Genomic DNA, 23,088 nt, shown 5'->3' with positions numbered 1-23,088 from the left:
TGTAGCGGCTCGAATCGAGAACAGGACTATATTTTTTGAATCATCGTCAGGCACTAGATGTCAAAGCATCTGCCATTATGTTTGTACTATGTATGTTGTGGGGTTTGCAGCAGGTCGTACTGAAATGGGCGGCCAGTGATATTTCTGCCCTGATGCAAATTGCATTACGTTCAGCCTTATCTGCACTTATGGTTTATCCTTTAATTCAGCAGAGTGTACGCCGTCAGCTTTGGAGTGCGCGATACTTATCTGCAGGTTTACTGGTGGGTGTGCTGTTTGCCGCTGAATTTTATCTGGTGGGTGAGGCGCTGCGTTATACCTCAGCTTCGCATACCATTGTCTTGCTCTATACTGCACCAATTTTTGTGGCTTTGGGCTTGCACTGGAAACTGCCGGCGGAACATTTGTCTCATGTGCAATGGGGAGGAATTTTTCTTGCCTTTAGTGGTATTGTGGTGAGTTTCCTGCTGCGCCCGCAGACAGGATCTACTTTACAATCTCATGCCTTATGGGGAGATTTTCTGGCGCTACTGGCGGGCGTGTTCTGGGCAGCCACGACCGTGAGTGTACGTTTGAGCTCGCTGGCTGAAGCGCCTGCAACCCAAACCTTATTCTATCAATTGCTGATCGCTGGCATAGTGTTATTGCCTTTGTCCTTTTTGACTGGACAAGCCAGTATTCAATGGACAACTTTGTCGATTTCCAGCCTGATTTTTCATACGGTGGTAATTTCCTTTGCCAGTTATCTAATCTGGTTCTGGATGTTGAAACATTACCTGGCTTCACGCTTAGGAGTATTTTCTTTTTTAACCCCAGTATTTGGCATGCTGTTTGGCGTGTTAATTCTAAATGAGCATGTCGAGATCAATTTTATTGTCGGGACCTGTATGGTGATGCTGGGCGTGATTCTGGTGAGTTTACAGGGATGGTTAAAGAAGCCTGAGCCTCAGATCAAGACTCAAACCTCTATATAAAAATCCGGTCAATGAAAATAACGACACTTAGTTTTTGGATTATAGCTTTAATGACAGCAAGGATGATTATCTGCTGACAATTGATCCAATTCATTTAAAAAAATCCTCTCAAAAGAGAGGATTGAATTTATTTACTGCGGAACAGTTCTGATAATGGAAAACTGAGCTTTTCTTCCAGAAACTGATCAGTTTCATTCAGTTTAGGTGAGAACTTTTGCATCCAGAGATCATCAGTATGCACATCAGTCAGATGCTGTTTGCGCGGCAATGGATAAGGAAGCTGTAGATAAAAATTCCAGAAGCTGACCTGATCCAGATCGCGTACCAGCACATATTCATTGTCATCTGTACGTTTAATCAGATTCTGTTTTTCAAACATGCTGACATAGCTAGGCCAGCGTCCAATTTCATCCCGTCCCAAAACTTCTAGTGCCTGGGCTTCACTGACACTTTCACCAGTTTTCTGCTTTTTATAAAACAGTTCTAATAGATCCAGCAACATGACGATTGGATGGCGCTTATTGTCCTGTCCAGATTCGAATGCAGTCAGGGCATAGCTGATTTCCACGCCCAGCAATACAATAATCCAGGACAGATAAATCCAGAGCAGGAAAATAGGGACAGCTGCGAAAGCTCCGTAAACAATTTCATAACTGGTAAAGTTTGACATCAAAAAGCCGAACAGGTTTTTCAGAAGTTCGAAGACGATGGCACTAAACAGACCGGCAATAAAAGCTGATTTGAGCGGTACACTCCGATTGGGAATAGTCCAGTTCAGAATAAAAAAGCCAAGCACGGTCAGAGAAAAAGATATTACCCAGAGAATAAAGGCACCATCCAGTTCATAACCGGCAAAGTTATTACTGAGAATATTCATGGAGGCCAAAGTAGAAGAAATCACAAAGGCGCTGCCCAGCAAAATTGGACCAAGTGAAATTATGGTCCAGTAACGCATAAAACCGATAATGCCACCGCGGGTTTCAGTCACACGCCAGATCCGGTTAAAGACCGTTTCGATACTACTGAGCATCAGTACTGTTGTGATAAATAAGAAAAGAATACCGATAATAGTTAAATTGCTGGACTTCTCCGTGAAGGCATTGAGGGCTTTATCGAAAGCGATCGTTGTTTTAGGTAAAAAGTTACTATAGATCAGCTGTTGGAGCTGTTGTCGTGCCGGTTCCAATGCTCTGATTGAAGAGATAATGACCAGAAACACGGTCAGCATCGGAACTACAGCAAACAGGGTAGTATAGGTCAGTGAACCAGCCTGCTCACGACATCGGTCAGCCTCGAAACGCCGTAGTACAAATAAAATAAATTGAAACCAGTGTTTTTCATAAAAAGGTAACTTCTTTAAATATTCAACGATCATGCGCTTTCAATCTCAATTTTTTTATTCATCATGAATTTTCATTCTTCAGCTTACCCAAAAAAGTTGCGAAATACCGTATAGTTTTATTTTTTTAAGTAATGAATAAGAACTTTATGCAACCTTATGTCCTTGTTTTATATTACAGCAAATATGGCTCAACCAAAGAAATGGCGCATCTGATTGCGAATGGTGTTGAAGCAGCAGGAATGGCTGTAAAAATTCGTACTGTTCCAAATATTGCGACCGTAGTGAAAGAAGCAGAGCCGAGTATTCCGGCAGAAGGTGATATCTACTGTACTTTAGATGATCTTGCCCAGTGTGCTGCTTTGGCATTAGGTTCACCCACCCGCTTTGGGAATATGGCTTCAGAAATGAAATACTTCTGGGATCAGACCACCAGTTTATGGCTGAATGGTGCTTTGCATGGTAAGCCAGCCTGTGTTTTTACCGCGTCAGGCTCAATGCATGGCGGACAGGAAAGTACTTTACTGACGATGCTACCGCCATTGTTTCATCATGGCATGATGATCATGGGATTAAGCAATGCGACACCAGCGCTGTCCAATACTAAAAGTGGTGGTACGCCTTATGGCGCAAGTCATGTGAGTGGCCCACGACATGATCAAGGTTTAAGCCAGGATGAGAAAATTTTGTGTGAAGTACAGGGTAAACGTCTGGCCGAGGTTGCTTTAAAACTCAATCAAGCTTAATAAGTTAATTAAAAAGGAAATGAAGAATCAGCTTCATTTCCTTGATTTTACTAATCTTCTTTTTGATCTTTTTGATCTTTTTGATCTTTTTGATCTTTTTGATCTTTTTGATCTTTTTGATCTTTTTGACTGAATCTATGTTTGCAATTCAGACACTGATAATCCAGAAACAGATTGCGATCTACAGAAACACCTGCTTTTTTACCTAAGAAGTTTCCGACCACGCCACCAGTAATGCCTACGCTGATTGCGCCTACGAAGGTTCCAACTGTGCCGCCTACAATTACCCCTAAAGGACCTGCGACTGTTCCAATGGCAGCACCAATTGAAGCACCAGAGGCTGCACCACCTACTGTACCGGCAGTGGCACCAGCTGAGGTCATTAAAATACCACCAATTTTTTTCAGATTCTTTTCGTGATCGCGTAGCTCAATTTCCGTTGAACCACATTTAGGACATTGCATAGGATTTTCCATCAGCGATTAGTATTTATTCATTTTAAGCAAATGTGTGATATGGAACCTTACTTAGACAAGTAATTATTCAGCACATCCGGCTCAACAGTATGTAGGTTCTGAATATTGAAGTCAGGAACATTTCATACCAATTTGATTCTAGTGGAATTTTATTCAGAGAAGTTTAGCTGAGTTGTAAATACATGCATTTTCCAATAAGAAACCGGTGAAACTGGTACAAGGACCTCCTATTACCGATATTTTTACCCCTTTTGATATGGCTTTATCCTGTTTAAAAGGGCAATTACGTAATGATGTCAGCTTCTCTGTGGGTGCGATTCTGGATCAAACCGGTAAAGATGTGGTGACCAATGGAGGTAGTGGGAAAATGGTCACTCAAGGCGCTGGAGATATGGTGCAGTCTGCTTTATTTCAGGCGGGAGTCAACTTAATGAACCGACGTGATCCCCGAATTATTGAAAGTGAAGCCAAGTGGGGGATTCGGGATCCAAGACAGATTCAGGCCTCTGATTATTATGTGACTGGCAGTATTAACAGTCTGGATTTTATTCCGGGGGTGGATTTGATATGCAGATTGCGGGTGTTGGCCCGAACTACAGTCAAACCCGTATCATGGTTGGTCTGGATTTATCTCTTACCGATACACGTACGAGTAAAGTCGTTGCGAATGTATCGCTGCAAAAGCAGATTGCTGCACAGGATTATGGTGTCAGTGCCGGGCGGTTTACTGGACGTACCTTGTTAAATGTTCAAATCGGTAAAGGAGAACGTGAGGCGACTAATTTTGCTTTACGCCAAATGTTGAATCTGGCCACTTTTGAATTACTCAGTCAGGTTGTTCCGCCTCCTGTCTTTGCTGGTTGCCGTGCACAAATACCACCTGAATATGGTCAGCTCAATCTGACACGAAGTTCTGTGGCTCTGCATAAGTACAAAAAAAGTCAGGAGCAAAACAGTATAGCGTCCAGTACTGCTGTTCAAGAATCAGCTGTAACAGAATCTTCTTCATCCAATGAAAAAAATAAATCGACCAATTCACCGAGTAAAGATACGAAGCCACCTAAAAACAAAGAATCCGAGGTGATTCAGAATCCTGAAGCAGATCCTGAAATGAGTAAACAAGATTTAATTAAATATATCAGTAAGAAAAAAGCTTCATCTTCTTCAGGTGTAGTAAAGAACGAAAAAGATTCGCAAGAAATGAATTCTAAAGAAAAAGAAGAGGAGAAGGTATCCATGTTGTGGGATGCCAATCCTGAAGTTATAGAAAATTACTGGTCAAGTTCTCAGCGTGATTAATTGACCAGTAAAAATGGGCTCGCTCCCATTATGAGAAAGAAATACTGAGCGAGAAGTATTTCAAAGCTAAAAAAGGAAAAACAACGATGAAAAACACGATCAAAACAATCGCTTTATCCGTCGCTTTCCTGTCTGGTGCAGGTATGGCATATGCTCAAGATGATGAAACACCAACTGAAGTAACCGTAGATACTGGTTTACAAGCGACCCTGGAGTCGATCTCTCAGCAGGTGGAAAATGGTTCTGCCTTGAATCTTGCAGTAAATACAGGTGATGTTGATGCCAGCGTCGATTTACAAGCATTAGGAGAGGTATCAAGAGAAGCACAGGATGCAATTAGTTCAATTGAAGGTACGATTGAAACTACAGCAATTGGCGCCGCGAATACAGGTAGTATTACACTAGAGCAAGGCAGCTTTAATAGCGTGATATCAGACGTATCAGATGAGACATATAACTATGACTTCAGTGAAGTTACCAGTGCAACTAATAACTCAGAAACTGTAGAAGAGCTCTCAGAGGTTGCTGATAGTTCAGACATCTCAGAAGTAGTGAGTACTACACTGGCGACCAACTACAGTGAGCAAATCAATGAAACTTTAAGTAATTATAGTGCAGCAAATATTGCTTACAATGCAGGTACCATTGATGCATCTGTAAGTGCAATTGCAGAAGGAACTCAAACTGCTGTTAACAACAGTATCACAACTACCGCCATTGGTGCTGTCAACAGCGGTAGTATTGCTGTGACTATCAAATAGTTTATTGTTGAAAATAAACCAAGGGTCTAACTATTGGCAGATAGTTAGGCCTCTTATTTTATAATAATATCAGTTTAAATTGTTGTTATTTTTCGGATAATAAATTCTTGAGGCTTTAGTTGTCTTGAAATCTCATAAGAAAAAGTCGGAGTACAACTATTTACGTGCAGTCGAAAATAGATAGTTTTATAGCTATATTTTAGTTATTCCTAGCTAACCGAAATTAAAAAAATCCAATAAAAAAGAGTGCCGAAGCACCCTTTAAAATATTCATTTGTAAACTTAATCGCGAACAAATTCGACAGTACCATTTGCCAAAGATTTCACACGCGCTAATGATTCAACGCGGTAACCTTTTTCAAGTAACAAGTCACGGCCTGGCTGGAATGATTTTTCAATCACAATCCCGATCCCGACCACTTCAGCATTCGCCTGATGAATCAAGTCAGCAAGACCCAGTGCTGCCTGACCATTTGCCAGGAAGTCATCAATCACTAAAACCTTGTCAGATGAACTAATGTGTTTATTTGAAATGGCAATCGTGCTTTCAGTCTGTTTGGTAAATGAAAATACTTTAGAACGGTATAAATCATCTTTTAAAGTGAGAGACTGGTATTTACGTGCAAAGATTACTGGAACACCAAGCTCTAAGCCTGCCATGACTGCAGGTGCAATACCGGACGCTTCAATGGTAATAATTTTGGTAATACCAGCATCTTTAAACAGACGCGCAAATTCCTGACCAATTTGCTGCATCATGATTGGATCAATTTGGTGATTTAAGAAAGAATCAACTTTCAAAACTTCTTCAGATAGAACGATACCTTCGGCTAAGATTTTCTGTTCTAGTGCGTGCACGGGAGAATCCTCAAGAGCAGGTGCTTTTTAAAGCAAAAGCGTATTGTAAAAAGCACCCAAAAAAAATCAAGCGAAATTCACCAAAAAACCTTAGTTCGTTTTACCGTTATAGCTGGTCAGCAATAAACCGTAAGAGGTTTTCTTGTCGACATGCGATACTTTGACTGGTAAGTAGTCCAGTTTCGGTGCTAACCAGAAAGTAGTTTCACGGCCTGGTTTGTTGTGTTTAATCACTACTTTAATGGTACTAAATGAACCATATTTGGTGCTCACCGTTTCTGTACCTTGTTTGACGAATTTACGGCCTTCCACTTCTTTGGCATCAGCAATGTAGTAATTCGATTTTAAACCACCATTTTTCAGGTCTTCACGAATCTGCAATTCAGCATTTAGCTCATCCAGTACATCTGCTCTCCAGGCAAAAGAACGTTTTTCATCATCTTTCTTGGTGCTGATTGTTTTGCTAGATGGATTGAAGTTGATACTCATGGTGTTGCTATGCACCAGAATCTTACTGGTACGGCTGAAACTGCTTGAACCAATCTTGCCATTATTAAAAGTAAAACGGCTGGTTTCAGTCGCTGAAGCAACGCCACCCGCTTTGGCTGCAAAAACATAGGTCCAGTTATTACCAGATTTGCTCAAGGTACGGGTAGCAGAACCCATATTTTTTCCATTGTAGCTAAACTGATAATTGGCTTGGAAAGGCGCCATGGCGAAGGTCTGGGTGGATAAACCAGTAAGTACCATTGCGGTAGTCAAGCCTGCAGTCACCCCTAAAGTTTTGAATACAGTTTTCGCCATAAAGAATTGTCCTGTGTAATTTCAGATAAAATTGATCACTTTCCACTTTTTATTATTTGGTCAAAATGTGGAAAATGAAGGGAGATTTTCAATAAAAATGTATATTTCATGTAGTTACTGGTGTGTTTGTTTAGGTATTGAATTACACACAGTTTAAGTCGGTTCTTTCTGTTTGATCGGTGTGACTTTATTGTCATCCATGTCGTCTTCGTCCCATGTCTCTTCTTTTTCCTGAGAAAGCTTTCTGAACAGGGCTGCAAGATTCACATTACCAATTACGACGAGCTCAGCTTCACGAAGTACTGCATGGTTCACATGAACCTTACCAAGCGTCTCAATCACCGAGCGGTTTTTACCTAACCAGCGGTTTAAATCCAGATGCAATAAATCATCTTTTACTTTAATGACGCCCAGTTTTTCCAGAATCATGCCAAGAGGGTCCTTATTCAGCACGCGCTGATAGAAAAACAGGGCGAATCGTACCCCCAGTTTATAAAAGACATTTGGGTATTTGGCTTCAATCAACTGGGTATCACTGATCTGTTCAAATACAATGAGCTGCGTATTCTTATTCAGCTCCATTTGCACCAGTTTTAAATCAACCGATAAGGTCACGTTCAGACCTTTATAGTCCAGCGTGGCATAGAGTCGTAACCAGTCATCATGCAGATCGGCATGCAGATCTTTCAGCATGGAAACATTGTCAGTGACAAAACGTTGAAATGTCGCATTCAGGAAAACTTGAGACAAAGGGAATTCGCGTTCATCCTCAATAAATCCTTCCGCCTTTTGATACGCCTGGCGAATTTTATTAGAAATATTGGAAATTAGCGTTTGCATCTTTAAGCATCCTGGCAACTATATGTTTTAATTCGAAGTGTATCTTGTCGAATTGTATAAAAAATACAAGAGTTTCAGCTTGCAGTTTAGCAAAATAAATAGCACCATTTTTAGGGTTTTAGTTATCTAACGTTGAAGATTTGATGGGTTTGGCATTTTTAAAACAAAAATGCAAAGCCGTTTATTTTTTAATTTTAAAAATGCTGTTTGGGGGATGAACTCAAGTCTGGGTTCGTAGCGATGAGATCAACCATGATATTAATGCCTCTGGTCAAAGCCTGGTGGAAAGATCCAATTTTTAATAGCGCCGTATTTGCAGCTGTTATTTTGCACGTAATTTTTCTCACGTTGGAATTTGGTATGCCACAAGATCAGGAAAGCATGACCAAAGAAATTGCAGTCAGTATTCGTCAAACTGATGAAAAAATTGAGCATGCAGATTTTCTGGCTCAAACTGACCAGCAAGGTTCAGGTAAATTTCGTGAAGCACATCGTATGTCGAGCGATATGCCTGCACCGTTGATGGAGCAAAAGACTGGAGAAGAACAGCAAGAAAGTCCGGACATGTTGCAACAGCAGCGTGAATTAAGCTTTGAAGAAAAAGTGCTGATGACGACTTTAAGCTGGCAAAAACAGGCGGAAGAAAATCAGCGCAAAAAACTGCAGGAACAGTTACAAAGTCAGTTCCAGGCCAAAGCGGCTATGGTAGCCAGTCTTGAAGCCCAATATCTGCAACGACAACAAAACTTCAGTCGTCAGCAAAAAATTAAAACCGTAGATGGCATCCAGTCCAAACAGGATGTCTCTGCGGCTTATCTGGAAAAATTCCGTCAAAAAGTAGAGTTCTATGGTAACCGCTATTATCCAGACGCGGCTAAACAGCAGAATCTGGCAGGAGAGGTGCGCTTGATGGTGATCTTAAACCAGAACGGCGGAATCCGTGCAATTCGCTTAATTGACAGTTCAGGGCATAGCTTGCTAGATGAAGCTGCAAAATCTTCAGTACGCAAGGCAGCACCGTTCGGAGCATTTGATGCCAAGATGTCGGATATTTCCGAGTTACGAATTATTCGAACCTGGCGCTTTGATCCGGCTGAAGCAGAATTTGAGGTGCGTTAATCTGGACGCTTCGTCTGTATATAACTACCTTGCTGAGTTCCATCGTCCCAGACCACATTTAAATGGTTTTCATCTATGGCTAGATATTTGGGAAATATCATTAAGTCCTGGTACATTGGACCTGCTTTTAAGCCAATACACTCTTTATTTTGCCACCATGTTCCTTCGGCAAATTGATCCAGAGCACCATAGGCCAGATACCATTTAAAGGTACCATCTGCTTGCAGAAGCAACTCCGAACCTAATTCCATAACTCCGTTTAAATAATAATGGCCTGCCCATGAGCTTTGGTTCTGTTGAAATTTAATTTTTGGGCACATGGGAATTGAGTGGGCATAAAGTAGTGAGCACAGCCAGGGAGAGAAAATAAGTAATGCAGTCGAGAACAATCTTTTCATTACGTTCTCCTAAAATTTTTGAAGCACAGTTCTTCGTTAAAGTTCATTATGTGCTTATGTATTTCTGGAAGAAATCATGAATGCGTAAGCAGATATTTTTTTTAAAACTCTGTATCTAAGAACAGATCAAGAAAAAAATAAATAAGGATCGATGAGTATTTAATTTAACTGTGCATCATAGCGCCGTAAAACTTCACAGACTTCCACGCTGAAATATGTATACCAGCTATATTTTCCTAGCTCTTGAGCGGCCTGATGTTCAGCATCTTCATGCCAGGCGCGAATATCATGAAGACTGTTCCAGTAAGAAAGCGCAATTTCCTGAGTACCTTCGGTTAAAGCTTCAAAATACTGGCAATGAAATTGTGAAAGGGCTCTTTCTCTCATTCGCTGGGCTGTTTCAAAATAACACTGATCTAATTCTTTAATTTGCGCTTTGAAAATCACGACATATTGCATGGAGGTTTTTATTTTATTTCTTAAATTGAGCTTATTATGAAGTGAATAAAATAAAAAAAGCGAGCCTTAGCCCGCTTTTTAATTATTGAATTTTAATCTCTTTCCAGATAAGGATTAGCAATACCCAGTTTGTCCAGAATCTCGATCTCAATGCCTTCCATTTCTTCAGCATCTTCCTCTGAAGTTTCATGGTCATAACCCATCAGATGCAAAGTACCATGTACCAGCATATGGGTGAAATGGAGCAGTGGAGCTTTGTCCTGTTCAGCGGCTTCACGCAATACGACTGGAATACAAATCACCAGATCACCGATCGGGAAAGCATCCAGCACCTGTGCCATTTCATCTGGAAGCTCACTTGGAAAAGACAGGACATTGGTCGATTTATCCTTGCCGCGATATTCCAGATTGAGTTTATGACTTTCGTCATTATCGACACAGGCAATGCCAATTTCACAATCACTTTGGGTACCGATATGGCGCAAAGTGGTTTCTACAACTTTTTTAATATAGGCACGTTTCAGCACCAGTTCTGGTGACTGAAAGTCCTGTTGCAGGGAGAGACTAAGTTTCAACGTGAATCCTTAAAAATTAAATAATAATGCAGCTTTAATGCTGTGCATCAGCCGCAGCATCATTCTCAGCGATCAAGGCTTCCTGACGGGCTTTACGCTCAGCACGAGCCTCAGCGCTTAAACGCTGCTGTTCACTGTCCCAGCCTTCGTAGGCTTCAACAATTTTCTGAACCAGCTGGTGACGCACGACGTCACGAGAATGGAAACGGGTAATATGAATTTCAGGGATTTTATCAATCACACGTAAGGCATGTGCCAGACCAGACTGTTGACCTCGTGGTAAATCCACCTGAGTCACGTCACCAGTAATCACTGCACGTGAACCGAAACCTAAACGGGTCAGGAACATCTTCATCTGTTCAGGTGTAGTGTTCTGGGCTTCGTCCAGAATCACAAAAGAATGATTCAGGGTACGACCACGCATATAGGCAAGCGGTGCAACTTCAATAATCTGACGTTCGATCAGCTTGGCCACTTTTTCGAAACCAAGCATCTCATACAAGGCATCATAAAGGGGACGCAAATACGGATCGATCTTCTGGGTTAAATCCCCCGGCAGGAATCCGAGTTTTTCACCCGCTTCAACTGCAGGACGAACCAGTAAGATACGCTGGATTTCATTACGCTCCAGCATATCTACAGCGGCTGCAACGGCGAGATAGGTTTTACCGGTACCCGCAGGACCAATACCAAAGGAAATATCACTTTGCAGAATACGCTGTACATAACGTTTCTGGTTGGCACCGCGAGGATTGATTCGGCCTTTGCGCGTTTGCAGCCAGACATTGTCCAGACCGGTATGTTCCTGTTCTTCCAGGTTCTCCTGGAGTTCACGATCGGTCTGGCTACCTTGAATCATCATATGCAAAGTATCTGCACTGATCTGCTGGCTGTGTTCAGATTCTTCATGAAGACGTTGCAAGAGCATTTCGGCTCTCTCAACGGCATCGATTCCACCATCGATAAAGAAACTTTCACCTCGGTGGGAAATTTTGACGTCTAAACGTTGTTCAATTTGTTTCAAATGACCGTTATAGGCACCTAAGACGGCTTGTAAACGGTCCATCGAAATTCCAGGAAAAGCTACTGTACGTCGAATCGTTGCAGTCAAGAGTGTTCCTTTTAGAAGTGTACGTTATATGCTCTACATTACGCCACGTCAGGCTCAAGATTCAAGAGCTCACCGTAAACTAAATTTAAAGTTTTAATTTCGGTAATCTCGATCTCCGCAAAGCGTCCTACCCACGATGCATCGCCAATAAAGGTGACATAACGGGTGTTGTCTGCTGTACCGACCAGAACGTTCGGATCTTTATCAGAAACTTTCTCAACCAGTACACGTTGGACTGTACCGAGCATGGCATCCGTTTTACGGATACTGGATTGTTTAATCCAGTCTTGCACTTTGGCCAGACGTTCTTTTTTCACCTGTTCAGGGGTGGTATCTTCCAGCTCTGCGGCAGGGGTGCCCGGACGTTTGGAATAAACAAAACTATAAGAATGGTCGAAATCCAGATCCTGAATAAACTGATAGGTTTCTTCGAAGTTCTCATCGGTTTCGCCCGGGAAGCCGATAATAAAGTCTGAAGATAAATGCATGTCTGGGCGAACTTTACGTAACTTTTCGATTTTCTCGATATACACATCAATGGTGTGGTTACGTTTCATCGCCTGCAATACATCATTGGAACCGCTTTGTACCGGCAGATGCAGATGCGACACCATCTGTGGCAGGTCACGATAGCACTGGATCAGATCATCATTGAATTCTAGTGGATGCGAAGTGGTATAACGAATACGGCCAATACCCGGAATTTCTGCAACCAAACGTAACAGATCGGCAAAAGTACAGATTTTTCCGTCGAAGGTCTCACCGCGATAACCATTCACGTTCTGACCGAGCAGCGAAATCTCACGCACACCTTTTTCTGCTAGACCTGCGATTTCAGCCAAAACGTCATCTAGTGGACGAGATACTTCTTCGCCACGTGTATATGGAACTACACAGAAAGAACAGTATTTTGAACAGCCTTCCATGATCGAAACAAAGGCCTTATAACCTTCAACACGCGGTTCAGGCAGGAAGTCAAATTTCTCGATGTCCGGGAACGAAATATCGACCAGTTTAATTTTTTCTTTTTTCGGTTTTTCGACCTGCTCAAAATGCTGATCCAGCATTTGCGGTAAACGGTGCAGGGTTTGCGGACCAAAAATCATGTCCACATAATTGGCACGTTTCTGGATATTGTCACCTTCTTGAGAAGCCACACATCCACCTACACCAATAATCAGGTCAGGATTTTTTTCTTTCAGCTTACGCCAGCGGCCCAATTCTGAGAATACTTTTTCTTGTGCCTTTTCACGGATCGAGCAGGTATTCATCAGCAGAATATCGGCTTCTTTAGGATCGGTGGTCAGCACATAGCCGTGGGAATCGCCCAGCAGATCTGCCATACGGTGACTGTCATACTCATTCATCTGACACCCTTGCGTTTCGATATACAGTTTTTTGACTGAACCATCGATGGCTGGGGTGTGCGCTGGCTGGGTAACAGTGTTTTCTGAGGCAGCTGGGGCACCATTCGGAATGAAGGTTTGAACCGTCATGTAGGCTCCTACAAGGTAATACGTCGAAAGAGTGAACGAATAACCTGCTTGCATAAACAAACGGGTAAATAAAAATTCAATTCACGTTCTGAAATCTTTAAAAGGCGCATATTTTAGCAGGAAAGTCGCTTAAACTTATAGCCTAAAATGCGGCTGGGAAAATATTGATTTATGGACAAAAAGTGTCTGAAAATTAATATTGTCTAATCATAAGGTTACATAAGTGAACAATACAGTGGGTTATAATTTTCCGGCTAACTCTTATGATAGGCAACAGGGGCTGGGCGAAAACTCGATGATAGAAGGCAAATTGATGTTTAAACACACTAAAAATATGAAGAAATATTATAAATTACTAAGCTTGAGTGTGGCGTGTCTCTGTTCAATGAGTGCGCAGGCAGCAGAAGAACAATTTAATGATGCCTTACGCGCGGCAAATGCTGGAAATGTCGGACAATTACAGCAATATCAGTCTGCCATGCAAAATGATGCCTTGGGCTATTATCCTGAATACTGGATTCTGAACCAGAATCTTGGCTCACAACCTGCCAGTCAAATTATCAGTTTCGCCCAACGTTATCCTCAGTCGGCTATGGCAGAAAAACTCGCAGCCGATTATGTCGAAGAAAAAGTCAAAATGGCTGACTTTTCTACTGCGCAACCAGTTCTGCAATATGTCACCAATGCCGATCCGGCTGAAGCCTGTGCAGTTGCACAAGTCCGTGCCAAAAGTGGCGATCAGCTGGTTTATGCTGAGTTTAAGGATGTTTGGCTAACCACCAATTCTCAACCTGAGTCTTGTACAGGCTTGGGACGCATGATGTTATCCAGTCCGCTTATGACCAATGAAGACCGCCAGCAGCGTTTGTGGGTGCAATTACGTGCTGGTCAGTCTGGACAAGCGATTGCCACTGCACAAGGTTTAGGGCTTAACCTGTCTCTGGCTCAGCTCAATACGATTCAGGCCAATCCAACCAATTATTTATGGTCAGCCCCTAAAAGTACTGCCGCTGATCATGCCTATCTGATTTATGCTTTAGGACGTCTGGCAGATAGCGATCTTGATTCAGCAATGTCCATAGTGAAACGCACTGCTGAAGGCACGCCGGTACAAGTGCAGAAAACACTATTCAGAACTGTTGGTTATATTGGCGGCACTACGGTAATGAAGAATAACTTCAACCGTGAAGTGCTGAACTATCTGGATGCCAGCTATGGTTTGCCATTTAGTCCAGAAGAAGCCGAAATTTATGCCCGTCAGGCGATTCGTTTTAGTGCCTGGGAAAGTCTGATTCGTGCCATTGATGGCATGAGCGTGAACCAGAAACAGGAAGACCGCTGGCAATACTGGCTGGCACGTGCCAGTGAACAGCGCACAGATCGCGCTTCAAAACAGGCAGCAGAAAGTATCTATAAAAAACTGGCAGTCGGCGAGGATTATCATAACCTGCTAGCGCGGGATAGATTGGGCCAGTTAACGGCTTCTACCCCGAATTCAGCACAGCCATCCAGCCAGGCCATGCAACGCCTAAACCAAGATATTCATTTCCGTCGTGCTTTTGCCTTGCGTAATATTAATGCGCCAGAAAATTATATTAACCGTGAATGGAACTGGGCAGTTCGTCAGGCTTATTTAAGAAAAGATGACGATTTACTGTTGGCAGCAGCCAAACGTGCGATGGATATGGGCTGGTATGACCGTGCCATTTATGCAGCAGATCGTACTGCGGACAAGCATAATTACAACTATCGTTATCCGATGCCACATCAGAATTATGTCGTGAGCCATAGCCGTAATGCCGGCATTGATGCTGCCTGGGCTTATGGTTTGATGCGTCAGGAAAGCCGGTTTAATACCGGCGCACGCTCTCATGTGGGTGCAGGCGGTTTGATGCAGATCATGCCGGACACCGCCAAACTGGTCGCTCGTCAAATGGGTGAAGCCTATAACCCGGCAGCCTTAACTGATATGAACACCAATATCCGTTACGGAACTTACTATTTATCAACAATTCAGCGTCAATTGAGCAATAGTCCAGTACTGGCTACAGCAGGTTATAATGCCGGCCCGAACCGTGCCCGCCGTTGGCAACCCGAATTCCAAAGTATTGCTGCGGATCAATATACCGAAACCATTCCTTTACTGGAAACGCGAGATTATGTGAAACATGTCATGACGAACGCGACATATTACGGTATTTTATTGGGGCAGGGCGCACAATCGGTCGGTAAGCGTATGCAAGCCATTCCGTTACGTAATACACCATAGCATTCAAAAAATCTAAGGGAAGGATAGTTTGTTGATCAAGGGAATAAGGGGTGCTCAAATTTCTGCTGGATGGGCTGCACTTTTATTTTTAGCAGCAAGTCCAGCTGCCTTTGCATTGCCAACGGGTTATGTCATGGACATCCAGATGGTACCGGCACTTTGCAGTCTGGATCCGGCCTACAGTAAAAAAAGAAAATGTCTTGAAGGTTATTCCCTAAATATTTCTGGTCTCTATCCTCAAACCACATCAACACATTGCACTACTACCAGTTCTGCGAAGTTACCGCCTTTGCAGGCTAAAGTGGTGGCCCGTATCATGCCGGATGAAAATACCCGCGCATTGCTCTGGCATAATATTGGTGGTTGTATTCCGATGAATGCCACGCAGTATTTTCGTACCGTGATCAATCATGCTGATCGTCTGAAAGTTCCTGAAGAACTCACCGAGCAGGAAAGTCATACCGTTTCCATTGATATGCTGCGTTCCAAATTTCTGAAAATCAATCCGCAACTGCCTTCAACAGCATTGCGCTTTAACTGCCATCAGACCCGCGCATCCAGCCTGCTGACCTCCATCCAAGTCTGCTATAACGCCAATGGGGGTTATAAAGGCTGTCCTGCAAACATTATTAATACATGCCCAAAAACTGTCACAATAAAAGGGACATACTAAGCTTTTTAGTCAAATTAATTTATATTTCCTATCATACTTTTGTTGAAATCCATTCTCTTTTACATGCATCTCGAAGAGGATTGGAGTACAATCTTTGCCGTTTATGATTATTAAGATTAGATAGAACAGCTATTTAATCATTATGACGATCCTCTCAATTGGAGATAATTACATGAAGCAACCTGTTCGCGTTGCCGTTACTGGCGCTGCTGGTCAAATTGGTTACAGCCTATTATTCCGTATCGCAAGCGGTGAAATGCTTGGTAAAGACCAACCAGTTATTCTTCAATTATTAGAAATTCCTGTTGAGAAAGCTCAGCAAGCGCTTAAAGGCGTAATGATGGAACTAGACGACTGTGCTTTCCCATTATTGGCGGGCATGATCGGTACTGATGATCCTAAAGTAGCTTTCAAAGACGCAGACTATGCTCTATTAGTTGGTTCACGTCCACGTGGTCCTGGTATGGAACGTGCTGACCTGCTTAAAGTAAACGGCGAAATCTTCATTGGTCAAGGCCAAGCACTGAACGAAGTTGCTAGCCGTGACGTTAAAGTTCTTGTTGTAGGTAACCCTGCAAACACTAACGCTTACATCGCAATGAAATCTGCTCCAGATCTTCCAGCGAAAAACTTCACAGCAATGTTGCGTCTTGACCACAACCGTGCGTTAACTCAACTTGCTCAAAAAGCGGGTGTTGCAGTTTCTGACATCGAAAACATGACTGTTTGGGGCAACCACTCTCCAACAATGTATGCTGACTACCGTTTTGCTAACGTAAACGGCGAAAGCTTGAAAGACAAAATCAACGATGCAGCTTGGAACAAAGACGTATTCCTTCCAACTGTTGGTAAACGTGGTGCTGCGATCATCGAAGCACGTGGTCTGTCTTCTGCTGCTTCTGCTGCGAACGCTGCAATCGACCATATGCGCGATTGGGCTCTTGGCACAAACGGCAAATGGGTAACTATGGGTATTCCTTCTGACGGTTCTTATGGTATTCCTGAAGGCGTAATGTTCGGTTTCCCTGTAACTACTGAAAACGGTGAATACAAAATCGTTCAAGGTCTTGAAATCGACGAATTCAGCCGTGAACGTATTAATGTTACACTGAACGAGCTTGAAGAAGAGCGCGCTGCAGTTGCTGACATGATCAAATAATTTAATCTTTTAAGATTAAGTTAAGAAAAGCACTCCATTTGGGGTGCTTTTTTATCGCTATTTCTAAAAAATAAAGAACAAAAAATAACATCTTGTGAAGGAGGGACAACTGAACTTTGCGAGTAGCTCATCTAGTTTAATAAGAAGAATCATCAACAAAAGAGGAGGTACTGAGATGTTAGAGCAGCGACCTACCATGGAACTTTTTTTTGAGCAACTCGGCTTGGATTCAAGCCCGGAAGCCATCGATGAATTTATCAAAACCCACCAGATTGGGATGGACGTTCCTTTGCATAAAGCTCCTTTCTGGACCAAAAACCAACATGATTTTCTGATTGGCCACTGGAAAGAAGATGATGACTGGGCAATTTTTGTAGATGTACTCAATGAGCAGTTGCATATTGAGGCAGAGGGAAGTGGGTCTTGTGATCTGCCTTCTTCTAAGCATCAATAATATTTTCAAATCAATGAACTGATTATTTTTATGATGGAGTGAGCGAATGGTATTAGAACAGCAAGTGACTTTAGAGTTATTATTTGAGCAATTAGGCTTGCCTGCTGATGAAGCATCAATTGATGAATTTACCAAAAATCATCAGCTACCATCAGAAGTGATTTTGCCGGATGCAGATTTCTGGAATGAGGGGCAAAGCGCTTTTCTTCGCGAACACTGGCATCAGGATGATGAATGGATCGTAATCATTGATAAATTGAACCAGCTTTTACATGTTGAAAGTGATAAAGAAGGTCCTGAAAACACTTAAGGATTCTTTATACAAAAAGACACAACAAAACCTAGTCCTTTGACTAGGTTTTTTTTGTCTTATCTTATAAGTTAGTCCTATAAATAACTACAATATATCTGATATAAGGAGGGCATATGCTCGGGAAGAACCAACCATCCTTAGAAATGTTATTTTCTCAACTCGGCCTGGCTAATAGCCCGGCGGCAATTGAGCTTTATGTGCGTACTCATCAGCTACCTGCTCATATGTCACTGCATGAAGCACCTTTCTGGAATAAAGCGCAGCGTTCGTTGCTAATTAGCCATCTGGTACAGGATGATGACTGGGCAATCTGGATTGATGAACTGAATCAGCAATTGCATTTGGATGCAGATCGACGCCGTCTGGCTTGAGTCAATTAAATTAATTCATAAAAAATGCCTCATCAATGTGAGGCATTTTTATAGGAACAGATTTCGTTGTTCTAATGCATACGGCTACGCAGAATCTGGATAAACCATTCCAGTTGACGATATTCATCAAATGCCGGATGCTGGCCTACCAGTTCATGGTCAAACTGGGCCGTTTTACTGTATTTATTTAGCCAGTGACGAGTCATGGCAGGCTCTTTCTTACTGGCAGATGCATAAGCCAGGAAGAAATAAATATCCGCATGCTCATAATTGGTCATTGGTTTTAGAATCTGCTGGGTAATAAGCGCATAATGATCTTCTTTGGTCAGCTCAAAGTAGATCATATAGGCCTTGGCCAGGTGTAAAGAAAGATTGATATACAAATCCAGTGGCATTTCTTCAAATTCAATCCGGCTCTGCTCCAGCAGAACAATCGCTTCTTGCAGGAAATGCACCTGCTCTTGACGTAACTGGCTAATAGTCACCAATTGCAGACGAAGATCCGCCCGTTCAAGCGCCAGCTCAGGCGTATTGCCATTTAAAAACAGCTGATCTGTTTCACCAATGCGTGCAATGATCTCTTTGGGGGTTGGTCGCATGAACGCAGTCCTTATATCTCAATGATTGCTATATGAGGCTGAAAATTGAAATTTAAAGCGTGGAAAAAGGATTAGAGCAAACAGGTATCACTTCTTAACCAGGCGGTGATTGATAAACGTTGATGTTTGGCTGTTAAAACTTCATGCATTAAATCACTTTGGAAGAAGGCAATACGGTTTGGTTTAGGCTGGATAATATGCCATTGATCATTTTTATCCTGCAGATGTAGTTCGCCGCCCCAGTTATCTTGCCAATCATCATGCAGATAATAAACCGCAGAAATCATCCGGCCATTTTTACCTTGGGGATTATCGCGATGCAGGGCATAGAACTCACCCGCGTTATAGCAGGCAAAATGGGCTTCCACATCTTTAATGCCGAGGAAGAAAGCGCGGTTCAGCTCATGACCTAAAGCCTGTAAGGTTTGCACATGCTGGTTAGAAATTTCCAGATCTTCATTGAGCCAGAGAATGTGATCACTGCGGATATTGCTGACTACGCCATTCTGAATGGCTGCATCACGAAAGCGTTCCAGATTACTGGTACATTCAGCAATCAGCTGTTCAACATAGGATGGGGCATAAGCATTGTCGATCATGCTAAAACCATGCTGATCTAGATCATCAATAATCTGATCAACTGGCCAGGTTGCCGGGAGTTGAACTGCTTCCATAGAAACTCACCTAGAAGGGTAAATTGGGGTCGCGCTATTCTATGTAAGAATCGGGTCTGAACGAAACTATTTTTCATGTTAAAATAGCGGTTGATATTAGGAATTAATGAAACATGAATTACCGTCACCATTACCATGCTGGCAACTTTGCCGATGTCATGAAGCATGTATTGTTGCTTCAATTATTGACTCGACTCAATGCAAAAGATAAACCATATCGCTATGTGGATACACATGGTGGTGCAGGTAAATATGATTTATCCACCTCTGAAGCGCAAAAGTCAGGGGAATTCCTGAACGGTATTCATCGTCTGATCAAGCTGGATGATTCGGTCAAGCGTAATGCGCCAGAAGGCGTACAACAATATTTAAAAATTGTTGAGAAAATGCGTGAAAACTTTGGTAAAGGTGCATATCCGGGTTCACCTTGGTTTGCACTGGAAGGCATGCGTGAAATTGACAAGGCCACCATTTTTGAAATGCAGCGTGATGTGTTCCAGCAGTTACGTCATAACATTTTTGACAAACGCGCCGGTTTGCATGAGCGTGATGCGTATGAAGGCTTGCTCGCAGTCATTCCACCGAAAGAAAAACGTGGTCTGGTGATGATCGATCCGCCGTATGAGCTGGAGCGTAAAGACTTCCCACAGCTGGTTGAATTACTGGTTGCTGCTTATAAAAAATGGCCGACAGGCGTATTTGCAGTTTGGTACCCAATTAAAGACCGTGCCATGATTGAACGTTTCGAGAAGAAAATGTTCAAGACCGGGATTCGCCGTCAGTTGGTATGTGAAATCTGTGTATGGCCAGATGATACACCAGTGGGTTTAAATGGTTGTGGTTTACTGGTGATTAATCCACCTTGGAAGTTCTCTGAAGATGCAGACGAAGCGCTGCAATGGTTATTCCCGCATTTGCGTATGCAGGAAAATGGCGGTCATGCAGCAGTTCGTTGGTTAGTAGGCGAATAATATTTTAAAGATCGGGTCATAGTTAGGATCGACAAGAATGACAAGTACAAATAAGCCGGAACACGAATCTTCGAAAGATTTGCCATTTGATGGCATCACCTTCGAGGTGGAAGAGGTAGAGCATACCCAGGAAGGGCAAAGAGTTAAGCGTCGAGGTATCTATCTGTGGCCTAACCTGATTACAACCGCTGCTTTGTTATCAGGCTTTTACTCGATTATTGCCAGTATGAATGGCGAATTTCAGCAAGCTATTTATGCCATTTTCTTGGCAGCTTTATTTGATGGTCTCGATGGTCGTGTGGCACGTGCGATTGGGGCACAAAGTCCATTCGGTGAACAGTTCGACTCACTATCCGATATGCTGGCATTTGGGGTGGCACCGGCTATTTTGATGTATAGCTGGGGATTAAGTGATTTAGGCCGTATCGGTCTGGCGGCTTGTTTTGTCTATACGGCTTGTGCAGCTTTCCGTCTAGCCCGCTTTAACGTTCAGATTGGAGTGGTGGACAAACGCTACTTTATTGGCGTTGCGAGTCCATTAGCAGCCGTCATTATTATTTCACTGGTCTGGGTAGGATTGGACTTCCCGGCTGTGTTTGATATTCGTGATTTTACTGTACAAATCATTAATGCTGCAATTATTGTAATCGTTGGCTTATTGATGATTTCTAATATCAAATACTATTCATTTAAAACCGTAGAGCGTAGACGGGTACCGTTTTTCGTGTTGCCGATCGCGGTGTTTATCTTTGCAGCGATGACTTATAATATTCCGGTAGGGATTCTCGTGATCTCTGTCATCTATGCCTTGTCTGGTTTCCTTACAACATTCATGGCGAAAAGACAGAGTACCTTATAACAATATAAAAATAAGGAGTTTGAGATGCAGTTTCTTCAAGATTTTCTAGATCGTTCGAAACAGCTGAATCAGACTCCTGCTGTTTCCCAGCATAATCTTGCCTATCATGGGCCAAACCAGAAATATAAAATTATTCATCAGGGCCTAACGCTTCCTGATCTGCCTGCACCCCTTCATTATCTTAATTTTCTGAGTATTATTGGTCAGCCTAATGCACCGATGTTGGCTAACCCGAGTGCTATTCAAACCAATGCACTGGATACAGCCACAGTAATCTGTAGTACCAGTCCGCATATGGCGGGACAATTAAATTGCTATTCAATCAAAAAGGATTGCAAGTTTCAGTATGGCCTGTTTCAGTTTCTGGATCGTGAAAAACTGACCGGCGACTTTCCGCATTTTCGTTTACAGCGTTTTGATTCTGAACTGAGCTTTGATCTCAGCATCCATACGACCAATCTGATTTCACACTTCACCCAAATGCGCTTTGCACTGGCTGATCATTGGTCTTTGCTCTGTTATTGTCAGGGTACCTTACATTATAAAGATCAGAAATACCTTATCGAGAGCTTAGGTAGTTTTGAATTTGCACGAAGCTTTAATTTTCCCTATTTACCTTTAGCCTTTCTGACCTATCAGATTATTAACCTGAGTGAAGGGCGGCAATTATTGCTGGCACAAATTCGCGATAGTCTGAACAGTATTGTGCAGTCACGCATCTATTTACGTGATCTAAAAAATATGACCAGTCAAATGTTCGATCAAAAGGTCTATTTCAAGGTGCATCGGGTTTATCCGAGTGTGACTACCCCAAATGGGCAAAAGATGTATCTGCCACGTGAGTTTGAATGGTGTTATGAAGATGGCAAAGGAGCACAGATCTGGTTGCAGGGGCAAAGTCGGGGAGATTTTAAATTTGGTCTGGCTGCCGGTTATGTCGGCAGCTTTAATTACGAAGTCAGAATTAATGGGGAGAGTGAGCATGGGGAAGGGGGCTACTGTGAATATATAGATTGCCGCTCCTTGCGCTTTCAGGAACACAATAAAAAAGAGAAATTATTAAGTGCATTGGCCAATCCTGTACCTTTAATGCTCAAAAAATAGGGAAAATCGGCATTTTTGTAGAAATAATAATCAACTGAGGTATTTTCTTAAAAATAGGGGTTGCGCTTGCTTGGGATTGGTCTATAATGCACATCCATCGGCGGTGATGAAGATTAAAACTTCTGATAAAACAGTAACTTAGCATGAAATGGTTGAGTTAGGTTTTAGAAAGAAAGTTTAAAAATAATTTACATTACTAGTTGACTTTCTAGAGATAGAGAGTAATATAGCCGACCTAGCTTGATGCTGACGAAGCATTGAGAAGATCATTAAGAGATTATGAAGAACAACTTGTGTGGATTTTTACTGGTTGATTGATCGAAATTATTTTCATTGATTGAATGGTAGAAATTACTCGAAGTTTATTTGAGAAATATTTGTCAGAAA

25 protein-coding genes and 1 pseudogene are annotated in these 23,088 nt (G+C 42.4%); 14 read left to right on the top strand and 12 right to left on the bottom strand.

All coding sequences use genetic code 11. The features are described from left to right. Positions 1–35 precede the first annotated feature (35 nt). Complete coding sequence (locus FTU01_RS08005; protein ID WP_180130888.1) at positions 36–974, top strand: DMT family transporter; 939 nt, start codon at positions 36–38, stop codon at positions 972–974. A gap of 127 nt (positions 975–1,101) precedes the next feature. On the opposite strand, the gene FTU01_RS08000 is transcribed toward FTU01_RS08005, so the two are convergent. Then, positions 1,102–2,349, bottom strand: a complete 1,248-nt coding sequence (locus FTU01_RS08000) for a YihY family inner membrane protein (protein ID WP_159122614.1) — start codon at positions 2,347–2,349, stop codon at positions 1,102–1,104. A gap of 113 nt (positions 2,350–2,462) precedes the next feature. On the opposite strand from FTU01_RS08000, the gene wrbA reads away from it, so the two are divergent. Continuing rightward, positions 2,463–3,059, top strand: a complete 597-nt coding sequence (gene wrbA / locus FTU01_RS07995; protein ID WP_159122613.1) for an NAD(P)H:quinone oxidoreductase — start codon at positions 2,463–2,465, stop codon at positions 3,057–3,059. Between the two features lie 50 nt (positions 3,060–3,109). On the opposite strand, the gene FTU01_RS07990 is transcribed toward wrbA, so the two are convergent. After that, positions 3,110–3,535, bottom strand: coding sequence for a hypothetical protein (locus FTU01_RS07990; protein ID WP_175966107.1), 426 nt, complete (start codon positions 3,533–3,535; stop codon positions 3,110–3,112). A 190-nt stretch (positions 3,536–3,725) separates the two neighbouring features. Between FTU01_RS07990 and FTU01_RS07985 the strand changes: the two are divergent. Next, positions 3,726–4,834, top strand: a pseudogene (locus tag FTU01_RS07985) (CsgG/HfaB family protein); the annotation flags it as partial. A gap of 86 nt (positions 4,835–4,920) precedes the next feature. Next, the gene (locus tag FTU01_RS07980) at positions 4,921–5,595 is read left to right on the top strand and encodes a hypothetical protein (RefSeq protein WP_180138745.1); all 675 of its coding nucleotides are present in this window, start codon (positions 4,921–4,923) and stop codon (positions 5,593–5,595) included. Positions 5,596–5,877: 282 nt separating this feature from the next. On the opposite strand, the gene FTU01_RS07975 is transcribed toward FTU01_RS07980, so the two are convergent. The 3 genes from FTU01_RS07975 to FTU01_RS07965 all read right to left on the bottom strand — a co-directional run bounded on the left by FTU01_RS07975 (position 5,878) and on the right by FTU01_RS07965 (position 8,097). After that, entirely contained in the window at positions 5,878–6,453 is a 576-nt protein-coding gene (locus tag FTU01_RS07975) for a xanthine phosphoribosyltransferase (RefSeq protein ID WP_004786836.1), read from the bottom strand. 90 nt (positions 6,454–6,543) lie between these two features. Next, the gene (locus tag FTU01_RS07970; protein ID WP_373683638.1) at positions 6,544–7,203 is read right to left on the bottom strand and encodes a DUF3108 domain-containing protein; all 660 of its coding nucleotides are present in this window, start codon (positions 7,201–7,203) and stop codon (positions 6,544–6,546) included. A gap of 207 nt (positions 7,204–7,410) precedes the next feature. Then, positions 7,411–8,097, bottom strand: coding sequence for a hypothetical protein (locus FTU01_RS07965; RefSeq protein ID WP_179992784.1), 687 nt, complete (start codon positions 8,095–8,097; stop codon positions 7,411–7,413). A gap of 261 nt (positions 8,098–8,358) precedes the next feature. Here FTU01_RS07965 and FTU01_RS07960 point away from each other — a divergent pair, with 261 nt between their 5' ends. Next, positions 8,359–9,216 (top strand): energy transducer TonB, encoded by an 858-nt coding sequence (locus tag FTU01_RS07960; protein WP_180004392.1) that lies wholly within the window; start codon positions 8,359–8,361, stop codon positions 9,214–9,216. On the opposite strand, the gene FTU01_RS07955 is transcribed toward FTU01_RS07960, so the two are convergent. The 5 genes from FTU01_RS07955 to miaB form a co-directional block, all read right to left on the bottom strand. Next, positions 9,213–9,614: a hypothetical protein gene (locus tag FTU01_RS07955; protein ID WP_180138743.1), complete on the bottom strand. Its 402-nt coding sequence runs from the start codon at positions 9,612–9,614 to the stop codon at positions 9,213–9,215. The genes FTU01_RS07960 and FTU01_RS07955 overlap by 4 nt on opposite strands. Positions 9,615–9,773: 159 nt before the next feature. Beyond that, the gene (locus FTU01_RS07950) at positions 9,774–10,073 is read right to left on the bottom strand and encodes an antibiotic biosynthesis monooxygenase (protein ID WP_166135597.1); all 300 of its coding nucleotides are present in this window, start codon (positions 10,071–10,073) and stop codon (positions 9,774–9,776) included. A gap of 92 nt (positions 10,074–10,165) precedes the next feature. Continuing rightward, on the bottom strand, positions 10,166–10,648 hold the full coding sequence (gene ybeY, locus FTU01_RS07945; RefSeq protein WP_166135600.1) for an rRNA maturation RNase YbeY: 483 nt from the start codon (positions 10,646–10,648) through the stop codon (positions 10,166–10,168). Between the two features lie 34 nt (positions 10,649–10,682). Continuing rightward, positions 10,683–11,759, bottom strand: coding sequence for a PhoH family protein (locus FTU01_RS07940; protein WP_004786823.1), 1,077 nt, complete (start codon positions 11,757–11,759; stop codon positions 10,683–10,685). A 38-nt stretch (positions 11,760–11,797) separates the two neighbouring features. Then, on the bottom strand, positions 11,798–13,255 hold the full coding sequence (gene miaB / locus FTU01_RS07935) for a tRNA (N6-isopentenyl adenosine(37)-C2)-methylthiotransferase MiaB (RefSeq protein ID WP_004786821.1): 1,458 nt from the start codon (positions 13,253–13,255) through the stop codon (positions 11,798–11,800). Positions 13,256–13,589: 334 nt separating this feature from the next. Between miaB and FTU01_RS07930 the strand changes: the two genes are divergently transcribed. From FTU01_RS07930 to FTU01_RS07905, 6 genes are all read left to right on the top strand, one after another. After that, entirely contained in the window at positions 13,590–15,524 is a 1,935-nt protein-coding gene (locus FTU01_RS07930; RefSeq protein ID WP_373686379.1) for a transglycosylase SLT domain-containing protein, read from the top strand. 34 nt (positions 15,525–15,558) lie between these two features. Further along, entirely contained in the window at positions 15,559–16,197 is a 639-nt protein-coding gene (locus FTU01_RS07925; RefSeq protein WP_179992790.1) for a ribonuclease I, read from the top strand. Between the two features lie 172 nt (positions 16,198–16,369). Next, entirely contained in the window at positions 16,370–17,356 is a 987-nt protein-coding gene (locus tag FTU01_RS07920; protein ID WP_004786815.1) for a malate dehydrogenase, read from the top strand. 175 nt (positions 17,357–17,531) lie between these two features. After that, on the top strand, positions 17,532–17,810 hold the full coding sequence (locus tag FTU01_RS07915; RefSeq protein ID WP_005233810.1) for a DUF2789 family protein: 279 nt from the start codon (positions 17,532–17,534) through the stop codon (positions 17,808–17,810). A gap of 46 nt (positions 17,811–17,856) precedes the next feature. Continuing rightward, positions 17,857–18,120 carry a DUF2789 family protein gene (locus FTU01_RS07910; RefSeq protein ID WP_180047894.1) on the top strand — a complete coding sequence of 88 codons (264 nt, stop codon included), beginning with the start codon at positions 17,857–17,859 and terminating at the stop codon, positions 18,118–18,120. Positions 18,121–18,236: 116 nt separating this feature from the next. Further along, positions 18,237–18,494: a DUF2789 family protein gene (locus FTU01_RS07905; RefSeq protein WP_004786809.1), complete on the top strand. Its 258-nt coding sequence runs from the start codon at positions 18,237–18,239 to the stop codon at positions 18,492–18,494. 71 nt (positions 18,495–18,565) lie between these two features. Here FTU01_RS07905 and FTU01_RS07900 read toward each other — a convergent pair whose 3' ends face one another. Then, positions 18,566–19,093 carry a hypothetical protein gene (locus tag FTU01_RS07900; RefSeq protein WP_180004462.1) on the bottom strand — a complete coding sequence of 176 codons (528 nt, stop codon included), beginning with the start codon at positions 19,091–19,093 and terminating at the stop codon, positions 18,566–18,568. A 71-nt stretch (positions 19,094–19,164) separates the two neighbouring features. Further along, positions 19,165–19,767, bottom strand: coding sequence for a 2OG-Fe(II) oxygenase (locus FTU01_RS07895; RefSeq protein ID WP_180047896.1), 603 nt, complete (start codon positions 19,765–19,767; stop codon positions 19,165–19,167). A gap of 113 nt (positions 19,768–19,880) precedes the next feature. On the opposite strand from FTU01_RS07895, the gene FTU01_RS07890 reads away from it, so the two are divergent. Genes FTU01_RS07890 through FTU01_RS07880 form a run of 3 tightly spaced genes read left to right on the top strand, consistent with a single transcriptional unit; the run spans position 19,881 to position 22,701 of the window. Next, complete coding sequence (locus FTU01_RS07890) at positions 19,881–20,738, top strand: 23S rRNA (adenine(2030)-N(6))-methyltransferase RlmJ (protein WP_004786802.1); 858 nt, start codon at positions 19,881–19,883, stop codon at positions 20,736–20,738. Positions 20,739–20,775: 37 nt separating this feature from the next. Further along, positions 20,776–21,597 carry a CDP-diacylglycerol--serine O-phosphatidyltransferase gene (gene pssA / locus FTU01_RS07885; protein WP_005233819.1) on the top strand — a complete coding sequence of 274 codons (822 nt, stop codon included), beginning with the start codon at positions 20,776–20,778 and terminating at the stop codon, positions 21,595–21,597. 24 nt (positions 21,598–21,621) lie between these two features. After that, a complete protein-coding gene (locus FTU01_RS07880) occupies positions 21,622–22,701 on the top strand; it encodes a DUF6670 family protein (RefSeq protein WP_180047898.1) in 1,080 nt (359 codons plus the stop codon). Positions 22,702–23,088: the final 387 nt, after the last annotated feature.

This window comes from Acinetobacter sp. YH12043, assembly GCF_013419915.1.
In the GTDB taxonomy this organism is placed as follows: Bacteria; Pseudomonadota; Gammaproteobacteria; order Pseudomonadales; family Moraxellaceae; genus Acinetobacter.
This window is presented reverse-complemented; position numbering and strand designations above follow the sequence as displayed.